Raw genomic sequence first — 19,415 nt, 5'->3', positions numbered from 1 at the left:
TGGTTCCCGGCGTCCGCCGGGATGAGCGGAATTTTAAACCTCAGAACTCCGTCACCGCGCCCGGACGCCGCGAGCGGGACTTCAGCCACATCACGCCCAGCAGGTCCGAGAAGGACGCCCGCAGTCGTCCCCAGTTGGTGTATTTCGACCGGCCCGTCTCGCGGTGGCGGTGATCGACGTCGAGGTAGCGGTTCTCATACCCCTCGCGGATCATCAGGGCGGGCAGGTAGCGGTGGATGTGATCGAAGTAGGGCAGGCGCAGGAAGACGTCGCGGCGGAACGCCTTCAGGCCGCAGCCGGTGTCGTCGGCGTCGTCGCCCAGCAGCTTCTTGCGGATGCGGTTGGCCCATAACGACGCCTGACGCTTGGCGTTGCTGTCCTGGCGCTTGGCGCGCACCCCGCCGACCAGGGCGACGCTGGGCGGAGAGGCCAGCAGGGCGTCGACCAGACGCGGCGCGTCGGCGGGCGGGTTCTGGCCGTCGCCGTCCAAGGTCACCACGATCGGCGCCCGCGCGGCCAGGACGCCGGTGCGCACCGCCCGGCTCTGTCCCGCATTGGTTCCGTGCGACAGCACCCGCAGGGCGGGCAGTTCCGCCATCGCCGCCTGCAGCTCGGCCAGGGTCGAATCCCGGCTGGCGTCGTTGACGAAGATCATCTCATAGGACCGGCCGGCGAAAGCCTCGGCGATCTCGCGCGCCAGGGGCACGGCGGCGCCGGATTCGTCATGCACGGGCACGACGACGGAAATGTCGGGCGAGGAAGCGGAGCGGTCGATCATCGACGCTCTTTAGCGCAGGCCGCGCCTGGGCGAAACGGCGCGTCCACAAGCGATGAGGAAGGTGAAGCTTCCGGGGGCCGCACCCGGCGTGATACGACAGCAGCATGAACCGCCCGAACCTGGATCGCTACATCGCCGGCTGGCGCGGCCCTGTCCTTGCGGCCCTGCTGGCCCTGATCGCCGGCCTGCCCGGCCTGCTTCTGCTGCCCCCGCTGGATCGGGACGAGAGCCGTTTCGCCCAGGCCACCGCTCAGATGCTGGAGGGCGGCGACTATGTCGATATCCGCTTCCAGGACGATCCGCGCTGGAAGAAGCCCATCGGCATCTACTGGATGCAGGCGGCGGCCGTGGCCGCGACCTCGGACGTCGAGGACCGCAATATCCAGCCCTATCGCCTGCCGTCGCTGCTGGGCGCCATGCTGGCGGCCTGGGCCGTGGCCTGGGCGGGCGCCGCCCTGTTCGGCCAGAGGGCGGGCTTCCTGGCCGGCGTCATGCTGGGCGCGACCTTCCTGCTGTCGACCGAGGCGGGCATCGCCAAGACCGACGCCATGCTGGCGGGTCTGACCACCCTGTCGATGGCGGCGCTGGCGCGCATCTATATGGCCACGCGGGCGGGCGAGAAGGCGAACCGGCTGCACAAGCTGCTGTTCTGGGCGGGCATCGGCCTGTCCATACTGATCAAGGGACCGATCGGCCTGCTGGTCGTGGCGCTGAGCATCATCGCCCTATCGCTTTGGGACCGGAACATCCGGTGGCTGGGGCAGTTGGGCTGGGGCTGGGGCCTGCCGCTCGTGGCGCTGCTGGTCGGGCCGTGGGCCATCGCCATCACCATCGCCACCGACGGCGGCTTCTGGCGCGAGGCCATCGGCGGCGATCTGGCGCCCAAGATCGCAGGCGCCCATGAAAGTCACGGCGGCTTCCCCGGCATGTATGTGCTGCTGTCGCCGCTGCTGCTGTTTCCCGTCACCCTGATGCTGCCGGCCGCCCTGTCGACGGGCTGGCATCGCCGGGCCGAGCCCGCGATCCGCTTCGCCGTCTGCTGGCTGGTCCCGGCCTGGCTGATGTTCGAACTGGCGCCGACCAAGCTGTGGCACTACACCCTGCCGACCTTCGGCGCGATCGCCCTGCTGGCCGCCGCCGCCCTGACCCAGCCGATCGGCAAGATCTCGCGCGTGACGGGCGCGCTGCTGGGCCTGTTCGCGGCCATGGTCATCTGCCTGATCACCGTCTATGGCCTGACCGAGTTCGGCCGCTCGACCGCCCAGACCTGGGCGACCATCACCATCGTCTTCGCCGTCATGGCCGCCGCCGTGGGGGGCTTCCTGCTGGTCAACCGCGCAGCGATCACCGGGATCCTCATCGCCATCGTCTTCGGCATACTGGCCCATGCGGGCCTGGCCGGGACCATCCGCCAGTTGCGCCCCCTGTCGATCGCGCCGCGCCTGGTGCAGACGCTGGATTCGGCCGAGCTGAACCCCGCCCAGGGCCGTTATCCGGGGCCGGTGGCCATCACCACCTTCCATGAGCCCAGCTTCGTCTTCCTGACCAGCAAGGAGACCCAACTGACCGACGGCGCCGGCGCCGCCCGCGCCCTGGCCGAGGGCCGCCCGGCCATCGTCGAGGCCCGCGACGACGAAGCCTTCCGCCGCGCCCTGGCCGACCTGGGCGCCGCCGGCCGCGCCGTCGGCGTGGTCAGCGGCCACAACTATTCCTCGGGCGACGATGTGCGCCTGACCATCTACGCCCCTGCCGGAGCGGGCGAGAGGAGCGGGCGCTGATGGGACGTTTCATCCAGATCGTCGAGGTCGGCCCGCGCGACGGCCTGCAGAACGAAAAGACGGTGCTGGAGCCCGCCGTCCGCGCCGACTTCGTCCAACGTCTTGAGGCGGCCGGGGCCAGGCGCATCGAGGCCGTCAGCTTCGTCCACCCCAAATACGTGCCCCAGATGGCCGGCGCCGAAGAGGTCATGGCCGCCCTGCCCCGCACTGAGGGCCGCAGCCGCATCGGCCTCGTCCTGAACGGCAAGGGCTATGACCGCGCGCTGGGCACGGCGGTGGACGAGGTCAACATCGCCATGTCCGCCACCGACGGCTTCGGCCTGAAGAACCAGGGCCTCAGCGTCGAACAGCAGGTGCAGATGCTGGCCGAGATCGTGGCAGGCCGCGCCAATGCAGACGGCGCGCCGAGCGCGACGCCCAAGCTGTCGGCCACCCTGTCCTGCGTCTGGGGCTGTCCGTTCGACGGCGAGGTCTCGACAGCGCAGGTCAGCGACCTAGTCGCCCGCATCGCCGCCCTGGGCGTCGAGGAGATCGCCCTGGCCGACACCATCGGCGTCGGCGACCCGTGGAGCGTGACGAAGAAGGTCGAGGCCGCCCGCAGGGCCGCGCCGGACGCGACGTTGCGCCTGCATTTCCACGACACCCGCAACACCGGCCTGGCCAACGCCTATGCGGGCGTTGAGGCGGGCGTCGACGTGCTGGACGCCTCGGTCGGCGGCATCGGCGGCTGCCCCTTCGCGCCCGGCGCCACCGGCAACATCGCCACCGAGGATCTGGTCTACATGCTGGAGCGCGCGGGCTATTCGACCGGCTACGACCTGGACGCCCTGATCGCTGCGGCGCGCTGGATCGGCGGCCAGATCGGCAAGCCCAACCCCAGCGCCCTCAGCCGCGCGGGCGGTTGGCCGCGCTAAACCGCCGACGACGCTCGCTCAAACCATCCCATCGTCTCTCGTGAACTCCACAAGCAAAGCCATGCCCACCATTTGTATCGACGGCTATAATCTTGCTTTGCCGCGAGGCACCGGGATCGCCACCTACAGCCGCAACCTGCTGCAGGGCGTCCACGCCATAGGGCTGAACAGCGCGGTTCTGTACGGCCCAAACGCCAAGTCGAGCTCTGACGCCGTCGTCAACGAAGCCGCCCTGCTGGACGGGGTGAAGCCGAAGCTGTCGCGCACAGACAAGGCTGTTCGGAAGTTCAAGACGTTTACGATGCAGTTCGGCCGCTCGGCGATATCGCTCGGCGACGCCGACCATGTGATGTGGCCAGGCCAGAAAAAGCCGGACGCCGGGGAATTCTGGACCTCGCCCTCTCTCTTCCCCTTGGCCAATCGCGCCTTCCAATGGCGCCGCACGATGACCCCTGTGAGCTTTGCCGGTTCCAGCACGTCGCAACCCGGTCTGATGCACTGGACCTGCCCCCTGCCGGTGTTCGCGCGCGGGATGCCCAACATCTACACCTTCCATGACCTGATCCCCTTGCGCCTTCCCTATGTGACGACAGACGACAAGCAGACCTTCCTGGACCTGTGTCGAAAGGTTGTAGGGAAAGCCGACCACATCTGTGTGGTGTCCGAGGCCACCCGCCGAGATGTCGAGCACATCCTGCAAGTCCCCGCAAATCGCATCACGAACACGGGTCAGGCCGTCAATCTGCCGACGTCCATAACGGAACGCCCCCAGCAGGATATCGAGATCGAGTTGGAGAACATCTTCAATCTCTCCTGGAAAGGCTATTTCCTTCATTTCGGCGCGATCGAACCGAAGAAGAACCTGGGCCGGATCGTTCAGGCCTATCTGGCCTCGGGCGTGAAGACGCCGCTCATTCTGGTGGGCAGCCCGGCCTGGATGCACGAGAACGAAACCGCCCTCCTGAAGCGCGTTCTCGCTGAGGAAGGACCCGGCGCCGACCTCATCCGACAGTACGAGTACCTGCCCGGAGACTTGCTGTTCAGCCTGATCCGCGGCGCCAAGGCCACGCTATTCCCTTCCCTCTATGAAGGCTTCGGCCTGCCGGTCCTGGAATCCATGGCGTTGGGAACGGCTGTGCTCACATCCAACGCAGGCTCCCTGCCCGAAGTCGCCGGCGATGCGGCGATCATGGTCGATCCCTATGACGTGCAGGCGATGACGAAGGCTGTTCGTGCGCTGGACGCCGACGAGGAGTTGCGGGAGAATATGGCGGAGAAGGGACGCGTCCAGGCCCTGCGCTTCTCCGAACAGAACTACCATGAGCAGCTCAGGGGCCTCTACGCCAAGGTCGGCCTGACGACATGACATTCGCCGCTCGGTTTCAACGTCAGTCGCCGCGGCGCGCTCTGATATTCCGTGTACCGGGCGAAGAATCCGCGACCAATGCACGCCGACTGGCGCACACGGCGCGGAAATCTGGGCTAGATGTCGAAATCGTGCCCTACTGGCCCGATGGGCACGCCTCGGAAGAAGAAGTTCCTCTGCTTGCCGAAAACATCGGATCGGCCCCACGTCTGACAGCACGGCAATTCCGACGCCGGTTCCACTTCAAACTTGATCTGATCGACCTGTCGATCCATCAGTTCGTGATCGAACCCATCACGCCGCGCATGGTGCTCCCGGAAAGCGACTGGAGCCAGCACCTGCGCGGAGTGGGCGCCTTGGCCCATGGGCGGATCAGGGCGTCTCGTGCCGACGTCGTCCTCATCCCGCACGGCGCCGAGACGGTTTCACGCATACTCGCTGAAATGACCGCCAAGGCGCGCCGGCGTCTGCTCTACTGGGAGAGCGGTTTCTTTCCCGGTCATCTCTACGTTGATGCTCGGTCGCCCCATTTCTTCCGAGGAGAAGCCAGCATCGATCGTCAACCGATGCCTGAGCAGCCGTCCGCATCGACCATCGCTTTTCGGGATGCCTGGAGAAGCGATCGAACAAGCAAATATGTTCAGCCTCCCCATAGCGCCGGCGCACAGGTCTCGACCTGGCTCGCGGGAGATAATCGCCCTATACTTTTTCTTCCTGGCCAGACGCCGCACGACGCCAACGTCGCCGTGGCCCTGGGACGCTTCCCCGACCTGGCGTCTCTCTACCGAGACGTCCTGGCCCAGATCCCTGAGACCTGGAGGATCCTGTACAAACCCCATCCTCGCGCCTCACAAGATCCGCTGGCCGAATACGCCGCTTCGTCCGGGCGTTTCTTAAACGCCGACATCAACATCCATGACGCCATCGACGCCAGTCGCGCCGTTCTGACCCTGTCCTCCAACGTCGGACTTGAAGCCCTCATCCGCGGACGGCCAGTCATCCTCCTGGGTAAGCCTGTATATTGGGGGCGAGGCTTGACGCTGGATCTAGCCGATCACGCCTCACTGAAAACCTTGCTTCACGCGAATGACCTGAAGGCTCCCTCCGAAGCCAACGTCCTTCTTCTGCTCGAATTGCTGTTAACCAAAGGGCAATTGGCCGACGATGACAGCTTGACGTTGCAGCGCCTCCTTCGGGACGCCAGACGCGACACGCCCAAGCGCCGACTGCCCTGTTATGGGGCTGCAGCAAGGACCATGGCGTACGCCGCTCGTCAGATCGCCGAGACCCTGCCGTCTGATGAAGCGAAGTCCTTCACATCTCCGTCTCCTGAGTGGAACGCACTCCTTCAGCGCACCATGGCTACGGTCGACGGCTCCTCTTCGGAACAGCAGACGAATCGCCAATTTTAGCCCTGGAGATAATACCAAGGGTCACACAAAAATCGGGTTCTTCTTTCGGCACCAATTACGTACTGCGCCGTTTAATACCGCTCAGGCTGGGCTCCCTCTCCCGATCCATTATACAAGCCGTTTCACGTGCTTCTCTTGACGCTGATGCAACCAGCTTGTTTTTCCTTCCAGTCCTACTTTTCGCCTTCACAGCGCTACCCCTCGGCTTACGCCGAACCACAGGATAATCGATGAACCCTGATAGTCCGCTTCAAGTCCTCAAAGCCGTTCCTCGCTATGCTCAAGTACCATTTCTTCGATGGAGCGGACGCGGCCTCCCTCGCGCCTTTTTTTTTGGACCCCGCGAGCGATGGAGTGGGATGCTAAAGACGCACCCCGGCCGTCGTTTCATCTTCCGAACTACACGCGTGAGCGCATTCGAGTTCCAGATGTCTATCGCACCGTGGATCTTGGCCGATAAGCGTTCCGAGGTTTTCGTCGCGGGCGGGATACCAAATTTCCTGGCCAACTTCTGCGCCCGTCATGGCGTTCGCCTGACCGAGGTCAAAGCTCAGAAAAAGCAAACCTCTCGGGAAGGCTCTGGACCTAGCATGCCTCGAGCGCCAGCATGGTTCAAGGGACGGATGGGGCAGGAACTGGCCACCGCTCTCGCCCAAGACGTTCGTGTTTTCCTCTACATGCCCTGGATCCCTGAGCACGGGGACGCAGTGATCAACGACCTCCATGGCGCTGGCTACGCCCTCGTCCCGTTCGATCTGATCAAGAATGTCGAAGATAATCAAGTTCGTCGTGCAGCACTTAAGTATGCACGCGAACATCCAGACCTATATCGCCGCTTGATTATGCGACGACTAGCTCCGCTTAAAAAGCGGATATCTGGCTTCGTTCTGACTTTTGACTGGGCCCCGGTAATGAGGATTATCGTTGAGGCTTGCCGAGAATTAGAAATACCCACAATCCTCATCCCCCATGAATCCGTGTTCGCCGATCGCGATCTTTATTATACAGACATAACTAGCAGGGCATCTCTTCCTCTCTGCGACGTTATTCTGGGGTGGGGCGAGACACAGCGTAGAATTTTTATCGACCGCGGCTATCCCGAAGACCATTTTATCACAGTTGGGGCGCCCAAATTCGACACCTATAAATCCTATACGCCCCATTTCGACAGAACCACTTTCTGTCGTCTCTTCGGTCTCGACCCTGAGAAAAAGTCGATACTCTTTGCAGCTCAACCACTGGATTCTCAACTGGATCAGAAAGTCGCAAGAGCGGCGCAGAGGGCGGCGATCAGAGACATTTTGGCATACTGCGAGGAACGCGGCCTTCAACTTCTCGTCCGCACTCCACCCTCAAAAGAGGATGTCCTTGGCTCTGAGCTTTTATCCGAGCTATTCTCAAGTTCCTCCGCCTCCATTGACGACGCCGAATTCTATCTGGCGGAGCCGGCCGAAACGATCGCACACGTCGATCTCGTCACCTCCATCAACAGCACAATGCTGTTCGAAGCGGTGCTGTGCGGAAAGCCGGCGATTTCGACGAAGTACATCGACTTCGATCAGATCTGGGCCCGCGTCGGCATTCCGGCGGCGCTCGACCGCGCCGAACTCTGGGCGGCGCTCGACGACGCCTTGACTCACGGGCAGACAATCGCATCGGAACAACTCGATTGGGCCGCGACCGAGTTTGGGGTTGGCGCCTTTGACGGCCAAGCTTCCGTACGAATTCGGGCCTTCCTCGAGGAACTCGCCAACGGTTCGCGTCGCCTTGAAACCCGCACCATCAGCGAAGCGGTGTTCTCGGGTCAGGCGCTCGATATCATCAGTATTCCCAGCAGCGAAACCACACTCGCCACGACCCAGAAATATCTGCTCCGTCTCATGAAGGCGCGGATGGCCGTGGATAGCGGAGCTGGCGTCAATGACCTAACCTCCTTGGCCAGCGTGAACATTTTTCTGAAATGGGGCATCAAGGACAGCAACAACAAGCGCAGACAGCGCGAGTTGGCGGCCCGTCTCGGCAAGCCGGTTCTCATCGTCGAGGACGGCTTCATCCGCTCCCTCGATATCGGCCTTTCCGGGACGCCTGGCCTCGGCATCATTCTGGACGATAAAACAGCCTACTATGACGCTACGCGAGCGTCGCGGTTGGAACAACAACTTGAAACAGGCCCAGAACTGACGGAGGCGCAAAAACGCCGAAGCGCCCAAGCCCTTGCGCAATTGGTCGAAGCCCGCGTCTCCAAATATAATCACGCGCCAGACGGCCCGCTCGCCATAGGCGATCCCGCCCGACCTAAAGTGCTGCTGGTCGATCAGCGATTCGGCGATCAGTCAGTGGAATCGGGTCTGGCCGATGAATCGAGCTTCGATCAGATGATCCTGGATGCGATCGAACGTCATCCTCAGCACGACATCATCGTGAAGCAACATCCGGACGCGATCATCGGAGGAAAGTCGAGCTACTTCAGCATGGAGCGACTGGCGCGCTTCACCGACCTCCATGACCATATCCACCCAATCGCCTTCGACATAAATCCATACGCCCTGTTCGACCTCGTGGACGATGTTTACGTCGCCACATCAGGCATGGGCTTTGAAGCCCTCATGGCCGGCAAACGTGTCCATTGCTACGGCGTCCCCTTCTATTCAGGGTGGGGCCTGACCTATGACCGTACCACAGTGCCCAGGAGAACCCGGAAAAGACCTATCGAGGACCTGTTCCACTACGCCTACATCACCAATAGTAGATATTACAGACCGGACTTGGGCCACGTAGTGGAGATTGAAAACATCATCGAGTACATTTCAAAACACAGAACGTCTTGAAATTAGGAAACGGGAGTCGGCTATAGCCGCCTCCCGTCCCATGATATTTCTTTCTTCACGGCTCTAGCGGGACTGCCCACACAAAGAGAACGTTGAGGCAGATTTCGGGTGACTGTCGACCTCGCTCCGACGACACTTCCTTGCCCGATCCGGACCCCTTTATAAATCCTGACATCTTCAGCGATCCAAACGTTATCTTCGATAACAACATCTGCCGCAGGATTGATACGTATTCCCAAGCTCACATCAATGATTGAATGCATATCAGATGTTCGAATCCTAACATCTGATAAAAGACATTTATGTCCAATTCGTATGCTGGTTTCTTCTACCGCATGGATACGAGTCGCGGCGTTCATCCGCACTCCCTTTCCAATCTCAATTTTGCACTTCTCTCCCACGATCAGCGCCCCGAAATGAACCGTCTTTCGGCCAATCGAAATTTCACCCCCGTCCCCAAGAAAATCAAAACGGGCCTTCTTTAAGACGACACCATCCTCAATGACGAGGCGATTTCCGGTTCCCTTGGAGGTGAGCTGAAGCGGTCCGACAATTTTTGCGGGGTGCCCGACAACCTCGTTTCCCATCTCTTCCATAGCCTTGACGACATCAAGGAAGTCCAGGGTCCTGAACTGAACAATTCTAGGTTTCAGCATCTCACTTCATCATCAAGGCGGAAGGCTTGAGCCCCCCTGAACTCAAAAGCGCCTCCCATTGAGGCGTCCACCAGACGCAGGCGCAACTTCGCTTTCGCCGGTTGTTTCCAGCGAGCGTCCAATTCCACGTCGAAAACTCCCTCACGTACAGGAGAGAATTCATAGACGGCGCTATCTTCATCCGGTCCCCAGGCGAGAGCGTAACGATGCTTCGCTGCCCACTCGTCGAAGGCGAGACGAACCCGGAGGCGCCAAAGCCCCGCCTGCACCACACGGTTCGGCCCGATCACCAAGGATCGACCGCGCCCGGTGAGGTCCACCCGGTTCGGCTCATTCCCGATCGTGCGTTTATCATAGCGGAAAAGTCTGGTCGGCCAGTCATAGGTGGAGGCCGTGACCGCCCGGTCTTGCAACGGTCGCGTCATCAGCCGGCTTTCAGCCAAGTGTAGATGTCGACGGCCTCTCGGACATCATTAAATATTCGCGTGCGTCCGCTTTCGATCATGAGCGCCCGATCGCAATGGCGAACAAGCAATTCAGTATTATGGGAAGCGATCATGAAAGCGCGATGCGCACGCTTTTCAAATAGCTCTTCCCTACATTTCTCACGGAATCTCGCATCCCCGACCGCAACAAGCTCATCGATAAGGTAGCAATCAAACTCAATAGCCAAGGAAAGTCCAAATGCAAGACGCGCCCGCATCCCCGATGAAAAGTGCTTCACCGGTTCCTTGAGCGAGGAGCCAAGCTCAGCGAAACCATCGACACGCTCCAGGATGTCGTAGTAATCCTTCTGATAGAGACGCGCTAGGAAACGAATATTGTCCACGCCGGTCAGACTACCTTGGAAGCCTCCCCCAAAACCAATCGGCCAGGATGACGTCATCCGCCAGTCGATCCTGCCGCTGGAAGGCGGCAACACGCCGCCCAGCATCTTGATCAGCGTAGACTTCCCTTGCCCATTCCGCCCCAGGATGGCCAGTCGCCCGTCCTGCTCCAATGTGAAATCAAGACCGCTGAAAACAGTGCGTCTCGCATGCTTATAGGTCTTGGACAGGCCCGTGACCTTGAGGCCGATCGGCTCTCGGGTGTCGGCAAGCAGCGTCACTCCTGTCGGTGCTCCCGCAGACCTCCCCAGAGCAGCCGACCGAGGAAGTATATCACAAGGCTGCTGAGGAAAACGATCAGAATGGCGCGCAACCGCTCGGGCCGGATGGGCTTATCCGCCAGGTTGGGCTCGACCACTCGGTCAAGATAGAGCTTCTGACGACGAGCGTCCTGCTGCGCCGTCATCAGCGAGGCGGAAGCCTCCATCACGGCGCGGTCCGCAAGTTCCCGCTGCAGCGCCAAACCTTCATAGGTCGACATTTTGCGGACAAGCGAACTGGCCTCCCCGGTCAGTTTGTCCCGCTCGGCGGCGATCTGCGCCTCATAGGCGGAGATTCTGCCTGACAAAATCGGAATCTGCGGACTCTCGGGCGCCGTCTGACGCAACTGCGCCATTTCCGCGCGAAGTTGCGCCACGGTGGTTAGAAGTCCGGAAATGAGCTGCGTCGACTCCGTCGCCGCGATCTGGGGGTCGAGGAATCGTTCGCGATTGCGGAACGCCGCCATCTCGTCCTGAATGGTCGCCCGCCGCAAGGAGGCCTCTTCCACGGCCGCCCGCGCCTCAGCCACCGCGTTGGTAGCGGCTCGCTCGTTCAGACGGTTCACAAGGGCCTCACCGGACGCCAGAAGCGCCAAGTTCATATTCCGCGCATCCTGCGGCGTGAACGCCTGCACCCTTAGCGTGGTTATGCCGCTAGTCGAATTATAGCCCACCGTCACAAAGCGCTTCAGCGTCCTGAATCGAGCCTCCTCCGAAGGCCGGTCGAACAACCCAGGGTACCGGGAGAAGAGGTCGGCACCATTGCGCGTGAAGACCTTCTCCAGATCAAAACGCTTGTCCAGCGTCCCTGCGGCGTCGCGCGACAGCATAAATTCCTGCACGGCGAAGGAGTCTTCCGTCCCGCCAGAGAGGCCGACGCCCTGGAGAACCAGGCCCAGACTGTTCGGGCGCGCTTCATCTGTCTTGCGTACCATGAAATGGGATTCAGACACATACTGCGGTGTCGCAATGACGCCCCAATAGAGCGAAGCCAGCAAGGTCGGCGCAATCACCACTAGGGAAAAAGGCGCGATCGCGCGCCGCCGCAAGCCTTCCCAGCGACTCGGGCGAGTTTCCGGCCGATCTGACAGCGGCCCAATATAACGTAGCTGTTCAGACATGAGCGTCCGTCATTTTCTGATGATCAATCAACATCAATATAGCCTTCGGCGTTCTTCACCATGAGAAGCCCGACCAGGACCATGAGCAATGCAGTCGCCAAGGCGTAGGCGGGTCGGAAATGTGTCGGCACGAACTCCCCGAATACGCCGCTTCGAATCATTTCAACCGCATTTGGAAAGGGGACCCAGAGAAAGGCTGCTCTTGCGCGCTCAGGAACCCAATCCAGCATGAAGAAAACGCCCGACAACGGGATCATGGCGTAGCTCAAGACGGGGACGATGCGCTCCATCACCTCGAAGCGGCTGGATAGGCCAGACAGAATGAAGCCTGTCCCCATGGCCATAAGCCACATCAGAGTCCAGCCACCATAAAGCAGCAGAAAGTCTGATGGCGCCCCTACCTGCCGGAACAACAAGAGCGCTAGATACAGGACGATAAAGGCAGCCGTCGTCCCCGCCAGTTCCAGAATAGAGCGCGCCAGATAGAAGTGCAGAGGCGTCAGGGCGCGATGATAGAGTAGCCCCAGATTGGATCCGACCGCATTCATGCTGAAGCTGATGCTATGACGCAACATCAGCAATGCCATATAGCCGGTCATGACAAACGCCGCCACGGAAAGTCCATGGGCGGCCTTTTGACGGATAAACGTCCAGATCAGGATCACGCCGAAGCAGAACAGCAACGGCTCGCCGACAACCCACAGGAAGCCCAGGCCCCGGCGTCCATAGCGCGTCGCCATTTCGCGCATCATCAACGCGCCAATGATCTGGGACTGCCGGACGACAAAAGAACGGCTCATGCTTGGTGCAACGTCATCTTCTACGCCAAGCGAATGGCCGCATCGCCAGCGCATTCCTCGCGCGCCGACGATGCGAACATATCCGCGCCCGAGCAGGACGCCAAGGCCCTCCGGGCGGGTTTGAACCTTAGAGGTTCAACAGCGCTGGATCGCCGCCCTGGGCGGCGATGTTGATGCTGATGGCCTTTTCGGCAGCGTAGCGGATCAGGCTGTTGGGGCCGCCGGCCTTGGGGCCGGTGCCGCTGAGGCCTTCGCCGCCGAAGGGCTGGACGCCGACCACCGCGCCGATGATCGAGCGGTTGACGTAGACGTTGCCCGCCGGAACCAGCTCCATCACTTCCTTGGCGAAGGCGTCGATACGGCTGTGGACGCCCAGCGTCAGGCCGAAGCCGCGCGCCGCCAGCTTGCCGGCGACCTTTTCCAGGTCCTTCGGCTCGTAGCGGTAAACGTGCAGGATCGGGCCGAAGACTTCACGCTCGAGGAAGTCCGGGGTCGGGATTTCGGCGATGACCGGGGCGAACAGGTCGCCCTTATCGGCGCCCGCCGGCAGTTCGGCGCGGGCGATGATCTTGGCTTCCTTGGACAGGCGCTCGACGTGGGCTTCCAGATTGGCGCGGCTTTCGGCGTCGATCACCGGGCCGATGTCGGTCTTGGCGTCGGTCGGGTCGCCCAGCACCTGGGCGGCCAGGGCGCCCTTCAGGCCTTCAATCAGGGCGTCGGCCGAATCCTTGGGCGCATAGAGGACGCGCAGGGCCGAGCAACGCTGGCCCGCCGAACCGAAGGCCGACAGGATGACGTCGTCGATGATCTGTTCCTTCAGCGCCGTGGTGTCGACGAACATGCCGTTCAGGCCGCCCGTTTCAGCGATGAAGGGGATGATGGCGCCCGGACGCGCGGCCAGGCCGCGGTTGATCGCCGAGGCGGTGTCGGTGCCGCCGGTGAAGGCCACGCCGTCGATGCCCGGATGGTTGGTCAGGGCGACGCCGACCGTCTCGCCGCGACCGGGGACCAGGGCCAGCAGGTCGGGGTTCAGGCCGGCCTTGTAATAGAGGCGCACGGCTTCGGCGGCGATCAGCGGCGTCTGCTCGGCGGGCTTGGCCACCACGGCGTTGCCGGCGGCCAGCGCAGCGGCGATCTGGCCGGTGAAGATGGCCAGCGGGAAGTTCCACGGGCTGATGCAGCCGAAGACGCCGCGGCCGTGCAGGACCAGTTCGTTGGTCTCGCCGGTCGGCCCCTTCAGGGTCTGGCGGCCGCCGAAGTCGCGCTCGGCCAGCAGGGCGTAGTAGCGGCAGAAGTCGGCGGCCTCGCGCACCTCGGCCACGCCGTCGTTCAGCGTCTTGCCCGCTTCACGCGACAGCAGGGCGACCAGACGGTCCAGATCCGCTTCCAGGGCGTCGGCCATGGCGCGCAGCACCGGTGCGCGGCCCGCGCCGCCCAGACGGTCCCAGGCGACCTGGGCGTTGGCGGCGGCGCCCACGGCGGCGTCGACGTCCTCGGCCGAGGCTTCCGACACGTGGCCCAGGATGCGGGTGCGGTCGTAGGGATTGGTGACGTCCTGGGCGTTCACGCCGGCGCGCAGCTTGCCGCCGATGATCGGGCCGGCGGTCAGCTTCTCGCTGTCGACGCGCTCCAGAGCCGCCGAATGGCGCTCGCGGTCGGTCGCCTGCGAATAGTCGCGGCCGAGGGAGTTCTGGCGGTCGCCGTAGATGTTCATGGGCACAGGGATCTTCGGATGGCGGTCAGGCTGGGCCTCGACCGAGGTGATGGGATCGGCGGCCACGTCGGCCGCAGGCACGCGCTCGTCCAGCAGGGCGTGGACGAAGGAGGAGTTGGCGCCGTTCTCAAGCAGGCGGCGCACCAGATAGGGCAGCAGTTCTTCGTGGCCGCCGACGGGGGCGTAGGCGCGCACGACGACATCGCCCCACTCGACCTTGGCGCCGTCATACAGGGCCTCGCCCATGCCGTGCAGGCGCTGGAACTCGATGGTCACGCCGCGATCGGCGGCCATGCGGTGCACGGCGGCCAGGGTGTGGGCGTTGTGGGTGGCGAACTGCGAGAAGATGTAGGGCGAGGCCTCGATCAATGCCTTGGCGCAGACCAGATAGTTCAGATCGGTCGCCGGCTTGGTCGTGAAGACCGGATAGTCGGTGCGGCCGTTGACCTGGGCCAGCTTGATCTCGGTGTCCCAATAGGCGCCCTTGACCAGGCGCACCATCAGGCGGCGGCCCGAGGACTTGGCCAGTTCGGCCAGCTTGGCCACCGTCTCGGTCGTGCGCTTCTGATAGGCCTGAACGGCCAGACCCAGACCCTGCCAGTCGCCCAGCGCCGGTTCGCGCGCTAGCCGCTCCAGCAGCTTCAGCGACAGGGCCAGGCGGTCGGCCTCTTCGGCGTCGATGGTGTAGTTGATGTCGTATTTGGCGGCGATCAGCGCCAGACGCAGGATGCGGGGATACAGCTCTTCCCACACCCGGTCCTCCTGCACCGCCTGATAGCGCGGCGACAGGGCCGACAGCTTGACCGAGACGCCATGGCCGCGCTCGGGGCCTTCGCCCTTGGCGGTCTTGCCCACAGCCTCGATGGCGTCGGCGTAGATTTTTTCATAGCGCTCAGCGTCAGCGGCCGTGCGGGCGCCCTCGCCCAGCATGTCGAAGCTGCACAGCCAGTTTTCGCGGTCCGAGCGCTTCAGCGCAGCGTCGATGGTGCGGCCGACGACGAACTGCTCGCCCATGATCTTGACGGCGGTGGCGACGGCCTGACGGATGACCGGCTCGCCCAGACGCCCGACCAGACGCTTGAGGAAGTTCGGCAGGTCGCTGCGCGCCTCATCGTCGACGTCGACCAGCTTGCCGGTCAGCATCAGGCCCCAGGTCGAGGCGTTGACGAACAGGCTGTCGGACTGGCCCATGTGGCTGGCCCAGTCGGCCGAGCCGATCTTCTCGGCGATCAGGCGGTCGCGGGTGTCGGCGTCGGGCGTGCGCAGCAGGGCCTCGGCCAGGCACATCAGGGCCAGACCTTCGCGGGTGCCCAGGCTGAATTCCTGCAGGAAGCTTTCGACCACGCCTTGGCGCTTCTGACTCTTGCGGGCGCTTTCGACCAGGCCGATGGCGTCGTTCAGGACCGCCGCGCGACCGTCAGGCGTCAGGGGTTCAGCGGCCAGCAGTTCGGCCACCACCTCACGTTCGTCCCGGTACTTGTTCCGGTCCAGCTCATCCCAATGGCGAAGATCGGTCGGCGTCATGAAATCCATCCTGTGAATTTCCGCATATATGGCGACTACGCTCGAATGTGCATCGCATCATCGCGCCTTCAGCCGCACAGAATTCGGGAAATCGCAAAATCTTCTGGGGAAAGCCTCATTCGAAGATGAGGTCCGGCTAAACGTGGCCGTTCGCGAAGAGGTGAACCCTGTTCGAACCCTGCTCTATCATGCCGTCTCGCCTTCGTCATGAGGAGCGTCTAGAAGTTTCGCCTTCGCGAAACGGCTCAAGGCCCTATCGACTTCATGCGCATTGTTCTGGTCACCGACGCCTGGGAGCCCCAGGTCAACGGCGTCGTCCGCACCCTGACCCGCACCGTGGCTGAATGCCGCGCCATGGGCCATGAGGTGGAGGTCATCGAGCCCAGCCAGTTCAAGACCATCCCCTGCCCCACCTATCCCGAGATCCGACTGGCCCTGGGCGCCGAGGAAGAGATTCGCGAGCGCCTGCGCGCCTTCGAGCCCGAAGCCGTCCACATCGCCACCGAAGGCCCGCTGGGCATCGCCACGCGGCGCATCTGCGTGGAGTGGAAGCTGCCGTTCACCACCAGCTATCACACCAAATTCCCCGAGTACGTCTCGGCCCGCTTCCCGATCCCGGTGCAGGTCGGCTACGCCTATATGAAGTGGTTCCACAAGCCGTCGGGGCGGCTGATGGTGGCCACGCCGACCCTGCGTGACGAGCTGGTCGAGCACGGCTTCAAGAACGTCTCGCCCTGGACACGCGGGGTGGACACAGAACTGTTCCGCCCCGACCTCGAGCCGATCTACAAGGAGATGGGCGGCGAGAACTGGCCCCGCCCCTTCTTCCTCAATGTCGGCCGGGTGGCGGTCGAGAAGAACATCGAGACCTTCCTCGAGCTGGACCTGCCGGGCACCAAGATCATCGTGGGCGACGGCCCGGCCCGCGCCGAGCTGGAAGAGAAATACCCCGAGGCGAAATTCCTGGGCGCCCGCTTCGGCGAGGATTTGGCCCGCTGCTTCGCCGACGCCGACGTCTTCGTCTTCCCCAGTTGGACCGACACCTTCGGTCTGGTGATCCTGGAGGCCATGGGCACGGGAACGCCGGTCGCCGCCTATCCGGCCCACGGCCCGATCGACATCATCCCCGGCTCGGGCGCGGGCTTCATCGACGACGACCTGAAGACCGCCTGCCTGAAATGCCTGGAGCTCGACCGCAAGGACGTCCGCGCCTATGCGGAGAAGTTCAGTTGGCGGGCCTCAGCCGAGCAGTTCATCGAGAACCTGCAGCCCTATCCCGAGCCCGCGCGCGGCCGCTTCTGGCGCCGCCTGCGCCGGGTGGCGCGGCTGAGACGCCGCGCGGCGGCCTAAGCGCTGAGCCTCGCGAGAAAGCAAAAACGCCCCGGACGATGTCCGGGGCGTTTCGCATTCAGCCGCCTCAGTTCGGACGGGCCATCGAGGTCATGGCCGAAGCCTTGGCGCGTTCCGCCGTCAGCTCCTCGGCGACGAGCGGCACCAGGCCGCGGTCCTGCAGATAGCCGCCGCGGCCGGCAGCGCCTTCGGACATGAACTCCTGAACGAACTGTTCGAGGCCCGGCGTCACGCCGATGTGGGCCTTCTTGACGTAGATGTAGAGGCTGCGGGCCAGGGGATAGGAGCCGTCGGCGATGGTGGCGACCGAGGGGGCCACGCCGTCGATGGTCTCGGCCTTCACCGTGTCCATATTCTGCTCGAGGAAGGAGAAGCCGAACACGCCTAGCGAACCCGGCGTGCGGGTCAGGGTCTGGACGATGGCGTTGTCGTTCTCGCCCGAGTCGATCCAGGCGCCGTCTTCACGCAGGGTATGGGCCACGGTTTCGAAGCGAGTCTTGTCCTGCGCCTCGATGGCGGCGACCGCCGGGATCAGCTTGGCGCCCGGCGCCATGCCCAGTTCGAGGAAAGCGTCGCGCGTGCCCGAGGTCGGCGGCGGACCGTAGACCTGGATGCGGGTCGCCGGCAGGGCCTTGTTGACGTCGTTCCAGGTCTTGGCCGCGTTGGCGCCCAACTGACCGTCGGCGCCCGGCGTTTCCTTGGCCAGGGCCTCGTAGAGGTCGTTCAGCTCGAGGTTGAAGCTCTGACCCGTGCGGGCGGTGGCGACGACGATGCCGTCATAACCGATCTTGATCTCGACAATGTCGGTGACGCCGTTCTCGACGCAGCGGTCGAACTCGCTCTGCTTCATCGGGCGCGAGGCGTTGGCGATGTCCGGGGTCGAGGGGCCGATGCCGGCGCAGAAGGCCTGGATGCCGCCGCCGGTGCCCAGGGATTCGACGCGGGGGGCCGAACCGCCACCGCCGTTGCGGGCGAAGGTCTCAGCCACGCGGGTGGCGAAGGGGAAGACGGTCGAGGAGCCGGCGGCCCAGATGCCCGTCCGGGCCTTCTGCGAGCCGGGGGCACCGCCCTCGTTGTCGCCGCAGGCCGCCAAGGCCAGCAGGGCGGCCGCGCAGGCCGTGAACTTCAGTGTACGGATCATGGCCGGACCTTCTCCAGTCGTCAGTGTGCGACGCTTAAAGCAGGAGAATGTGACGGTCCGGCCAGACCTTTGTGACAGTCAGGGCAAACCTGACTCGATGCGTCCTCGATAAGCCGTCAGAGCAGGCGTTTGCGCATGATCTGCGACAGGGTGTCGATCAGGGTCACGGCGATGACCACGATGATGACGATGGCGGACACCGCCTTGAAGTTGAAGGCGTTCATGCTGTCGAACAGCACCTGGCCGATGCCGCCCGCGCCGATCAGCCCCAGCACGGTGGCCGAGCGGCTGTTCGATTCGAAACGGTAGAGGGCGAAGGAGGTCCACAGCGGGGCCACCTGGGGAATCACGCCCCAGACGATCTCGTGCAGCTTGGAGGCGCCGGTGGCGCGCACGCCCTCGACCGGCCCCTTGTCGATCGACTCGACCGCTTCGGAGAACAGCTTGGCCAGAACGCCAGCCGTATTCAGGGTGATGGCAAGGACGCCGGCCAGCGGGCCCAGGCCCACGGCGGTGACGAACAGCAGACCGATCACCAGGTCCGGCACCGAGCGCAGCAGGTTCATGATCCAGCGCACCGGGGTCACGACCCATTGGGGCGCCATGTTGCGGGCCGCCGCCAGGCCCAGCGGAATGCCGAACAGCACGGCCAGGAAGGTGCCCCACAGGGCGATCTGGATCGTCTCCCACATCTTGGCGACGAACATCCTCCAGTCGGAGAAGTCCGGCCGCAGCAGGTCGTGGACGAACATCTTCATGCTGTCGTTGCCCGAGAACAGGCGCGAGATGTTGCCCAGATCGACGGCGTTGACGCTGTACAGCAGGACGGCGATCACGCCGCCCCAGACCAGGACGTCCATCGCCCAGGAGACGGCGGACTTCTGCG

Annotated in this window: 14 protein-coding genes and 1 pseudogene; 7 read left to right on the top strand and 8 right to left on the bottom strand. The window is 63.4% G+C overall.

From position 1 onward, the window contains the following. Positions 1–40: 40 nt before the first annotated feature. Entirely contained in the window at positions 41–778 is a 738-nt protein-coding gene (locus ACWIDZ_RS08940) for a glycosyltransferase family 2 protein (RefSeq protein ID WP_453987857.1), read from the bottom strand. Between the two features lie 104 nt (positions 779–882). On the opposite strand from ACWIDZ_RS08940, the gene ACWIDZ_RS08935 reads away from it, so the two are divergent. The 5 genes from ACWIDZ_RS08935 (at position 883) to ACWIDZ_RS08915 (ending at position 9,076) form a co-directional block, all read left to right on the top strand. Further along, complete coding sequence (locus tag ACWIDZ_RS08935) at positions 883–2,556, top strand: ArnT family glycosyltransferase (RefSeq protein WP_453987858.1); 1,674 nt, start codon at positions 883–885, stop codon at positions 2,554–2,556. Then, on the top strand, positions 2,556–3,470 hold the full coding sequence (locus ACWIDZ_RS08930) for a hydroxymethylglutaryl-CoA lyase (protein ID WP_453987859.1): 915 nt from the start codon (positions 2,556–2,558) through the stop codon (positions 3,468–3,470). Before ACWIDZ_RS08935 ends, ACWIDZ_RS08930 begins: the two co-directional genes overlap by 1 nt. Positions 3,471–3,531: 61 nt before the next feature. Next, complete coding sequence (locus tag ACWIDZ_RS08925) at positions 3,532–4,836, top strand: glycosyltransferase family 4 protein (RefSeq protein WP_453987860.1); 1,305 nt, start codon at positions 3,532–3,534, stop codon at positions 4,834–4,836. Then, positions 4,833–6,248 carry a capsular polysaccharide export protein, LipB/KpsS family gene (locus ACWIDZ_RS08920; RefSeq protein ID WP_453987861.1) on the top strand — a complete coding sequence of 472 codons (1,416 nt, stop codon included), beginning with the start codon at positions 4,833–4,835 and terminating at the stop codon, positions 6,246–6,248. The genes ACWIDZ_RS08925 and ACWIDZ_RS08920 overlap by 4 nt, the downstream gene beginning before the upstream one ends. A gap of 407 nt (positions 6,249–6,655) precedes the next feature. Beyond that, positions 6,656–9,076, top strand: coding sequence for a capsular polysaccharide export protein, LipB/KpsS family (locus tag ACWIDZ_RS08915; RefSeq protein WP_453987862.1), 2,421 nt, complete (start codon positions 6,656–6,658; stop codon positions 9,074–9,076). A gap of 20 nt (positions 9,077–9,096) precedes the next feature. Here the strand turns inward: ACWIDZ_RS08915 and ACWIDZ_RS08910 are convergent, their stop codons facing one another. The 3 genes from ACWIDZ_RS08910 to ACWIDZ_RS08900 are packed head-to-tail and all read right to left on the bottom strand — an operon-like array spanning position 9,097 to position 10,840. Further along, positions 9,097–9,732 (bottom strand): acyltransferase, encoded by a 636-nt coding sequence (locus ACWIDZ_RS08910; RefSeq protein ID WP_453987863.1) that lies wholly within the window; start codon positions 9,730–9,732, stop codon positions 9,097–9,099. Further along, complete coding sequence (locus tag ACWIDZ_RS08905) at positions 9,726–10,157, bottom strand: hypothetical protein (RefSeq protein ID WP_453987864.1); 432 nt, start codon at positions 10,155–10,157, stop codon at positions 9,726–9,728. Before ACWIDZ_RS08905 ends, ACWIDZ_RS08910 begins: the two co-directional genes overlap by 7 nt. Beyond that, positions 10,157–10,840, bottom strand: a complete 684-nt coding sequence (locus ACWIDZ_RS08900; protein ID WP_453987865.1) for an ABC transporter ATP-binding protein — start codon at positions 10,838–10,840, stop codon at positions 10,157–10,159. The genes ACWIDZ_RS08905 and ACWIDZ_RS08900 overlap by 1 nt, the downstream gene beginning before the upstream one ends. Positions 10,841–11,930: 1,090 nt before the next feature. Here ACWIDZ_RS08900 and ACWIDZ_RS08895 point away from each other — a divergent pair. Continuing rightward, positions 11,931–12,002: pseudogene (locus ACWIDZ_RS08895) on the top strand (hypothetical protein); the annotation flags it as partial. 21 nt (positions 12,003–12,023) lie between these two features. On the opposite strand, the gene ACWIDZ_RS08890 reads toward ACWIDZ_RS08895, so the two are convergent. Further along, positions 12,024–12,800: an ABC transporter permease gene (locus ACWIDZ_RS08890; protein WP_343829856.1), complete on the bottom strand. Its 777-nt coding sequence runs from the start codon at positions 12,798–12,800 to the stop codon at positions 12,024–12,026. Positions 12,801–12,927: 127 nt separating this feature from the next. Beyond that, a complete protein-coding gene (putA, locus tag ACWIDZ_RS08885) occupies positions 12,928–16,038 on the bottom strand; it encodes a bifunctional proline dehydrogenase/L-glutamate gamma-semialdehyde dehydrogenase PutA (RefSeq protein WP_453987866.1) in 3,111 nt (1,036 codons plus the stop codon). Between the two features lie 264 nt (positions 16,039–16,302). On the opposite strand from putA, the gene ACWIDZ_RS08880 reads away from it, so the two are divergent. Next, positions 16,303–17,388 carry a glycosyltransferase family 4 protein gene (locus tag ACWIDZ_RS08880; protein WP_453987867.1) on the top strand — a complete coding sequence of 362 codons (1,086 nt, stop codon included), beginning with the start codon at positions 16,303–16,305 and terminating at the stop codon, positions 17,386–17,388. 67 nt (positions 17,389–17,455) lie between these two features. Here the strand turns inward: ACWIDZ_RS08880 and ACWIDZ_RS08875 are convergent, their stop codons facing one another. Both ACWIDZ_RS08875 and phnE read right to left on the bottom strand, forming a co-directional pair. Further along, positions 17,456–18,529 carry a substrate-binding domain-containing protein gene (locus tag ACWIDZ_RS08875; RefSeq protein WP_452111064.1) on the bottom strand — a complete coding sequence of 358 codons (1,074 nt, stop codon included), beginning with the start codon at positions 18,527–18,529 and terminating at the stop codon, positions 17,456–17,458. Positions 18,530–18,645: 116 nt separating this feature from the next. Continuing rightward, entirely contained in the window at positions 18,646–19,389 is a 744-nt protein-coding gene (gene phnE / locus ACWIDZ_RS08870) for a phosphonate ABC transporter, permease protein PhnE (protein ID WP_291783384.1), read from the bottom strand. Positions 19,390–19,415 lie beyond the last annotated feature (26 nt).

This window comes from Brevundimonas sp. NPDC055311 (assembly GCF_053645695.1).
Note: the sequence above shows the minus strand (reverse complement) of the source record. Positions and strands in the feature narration are given on the sequence as shown.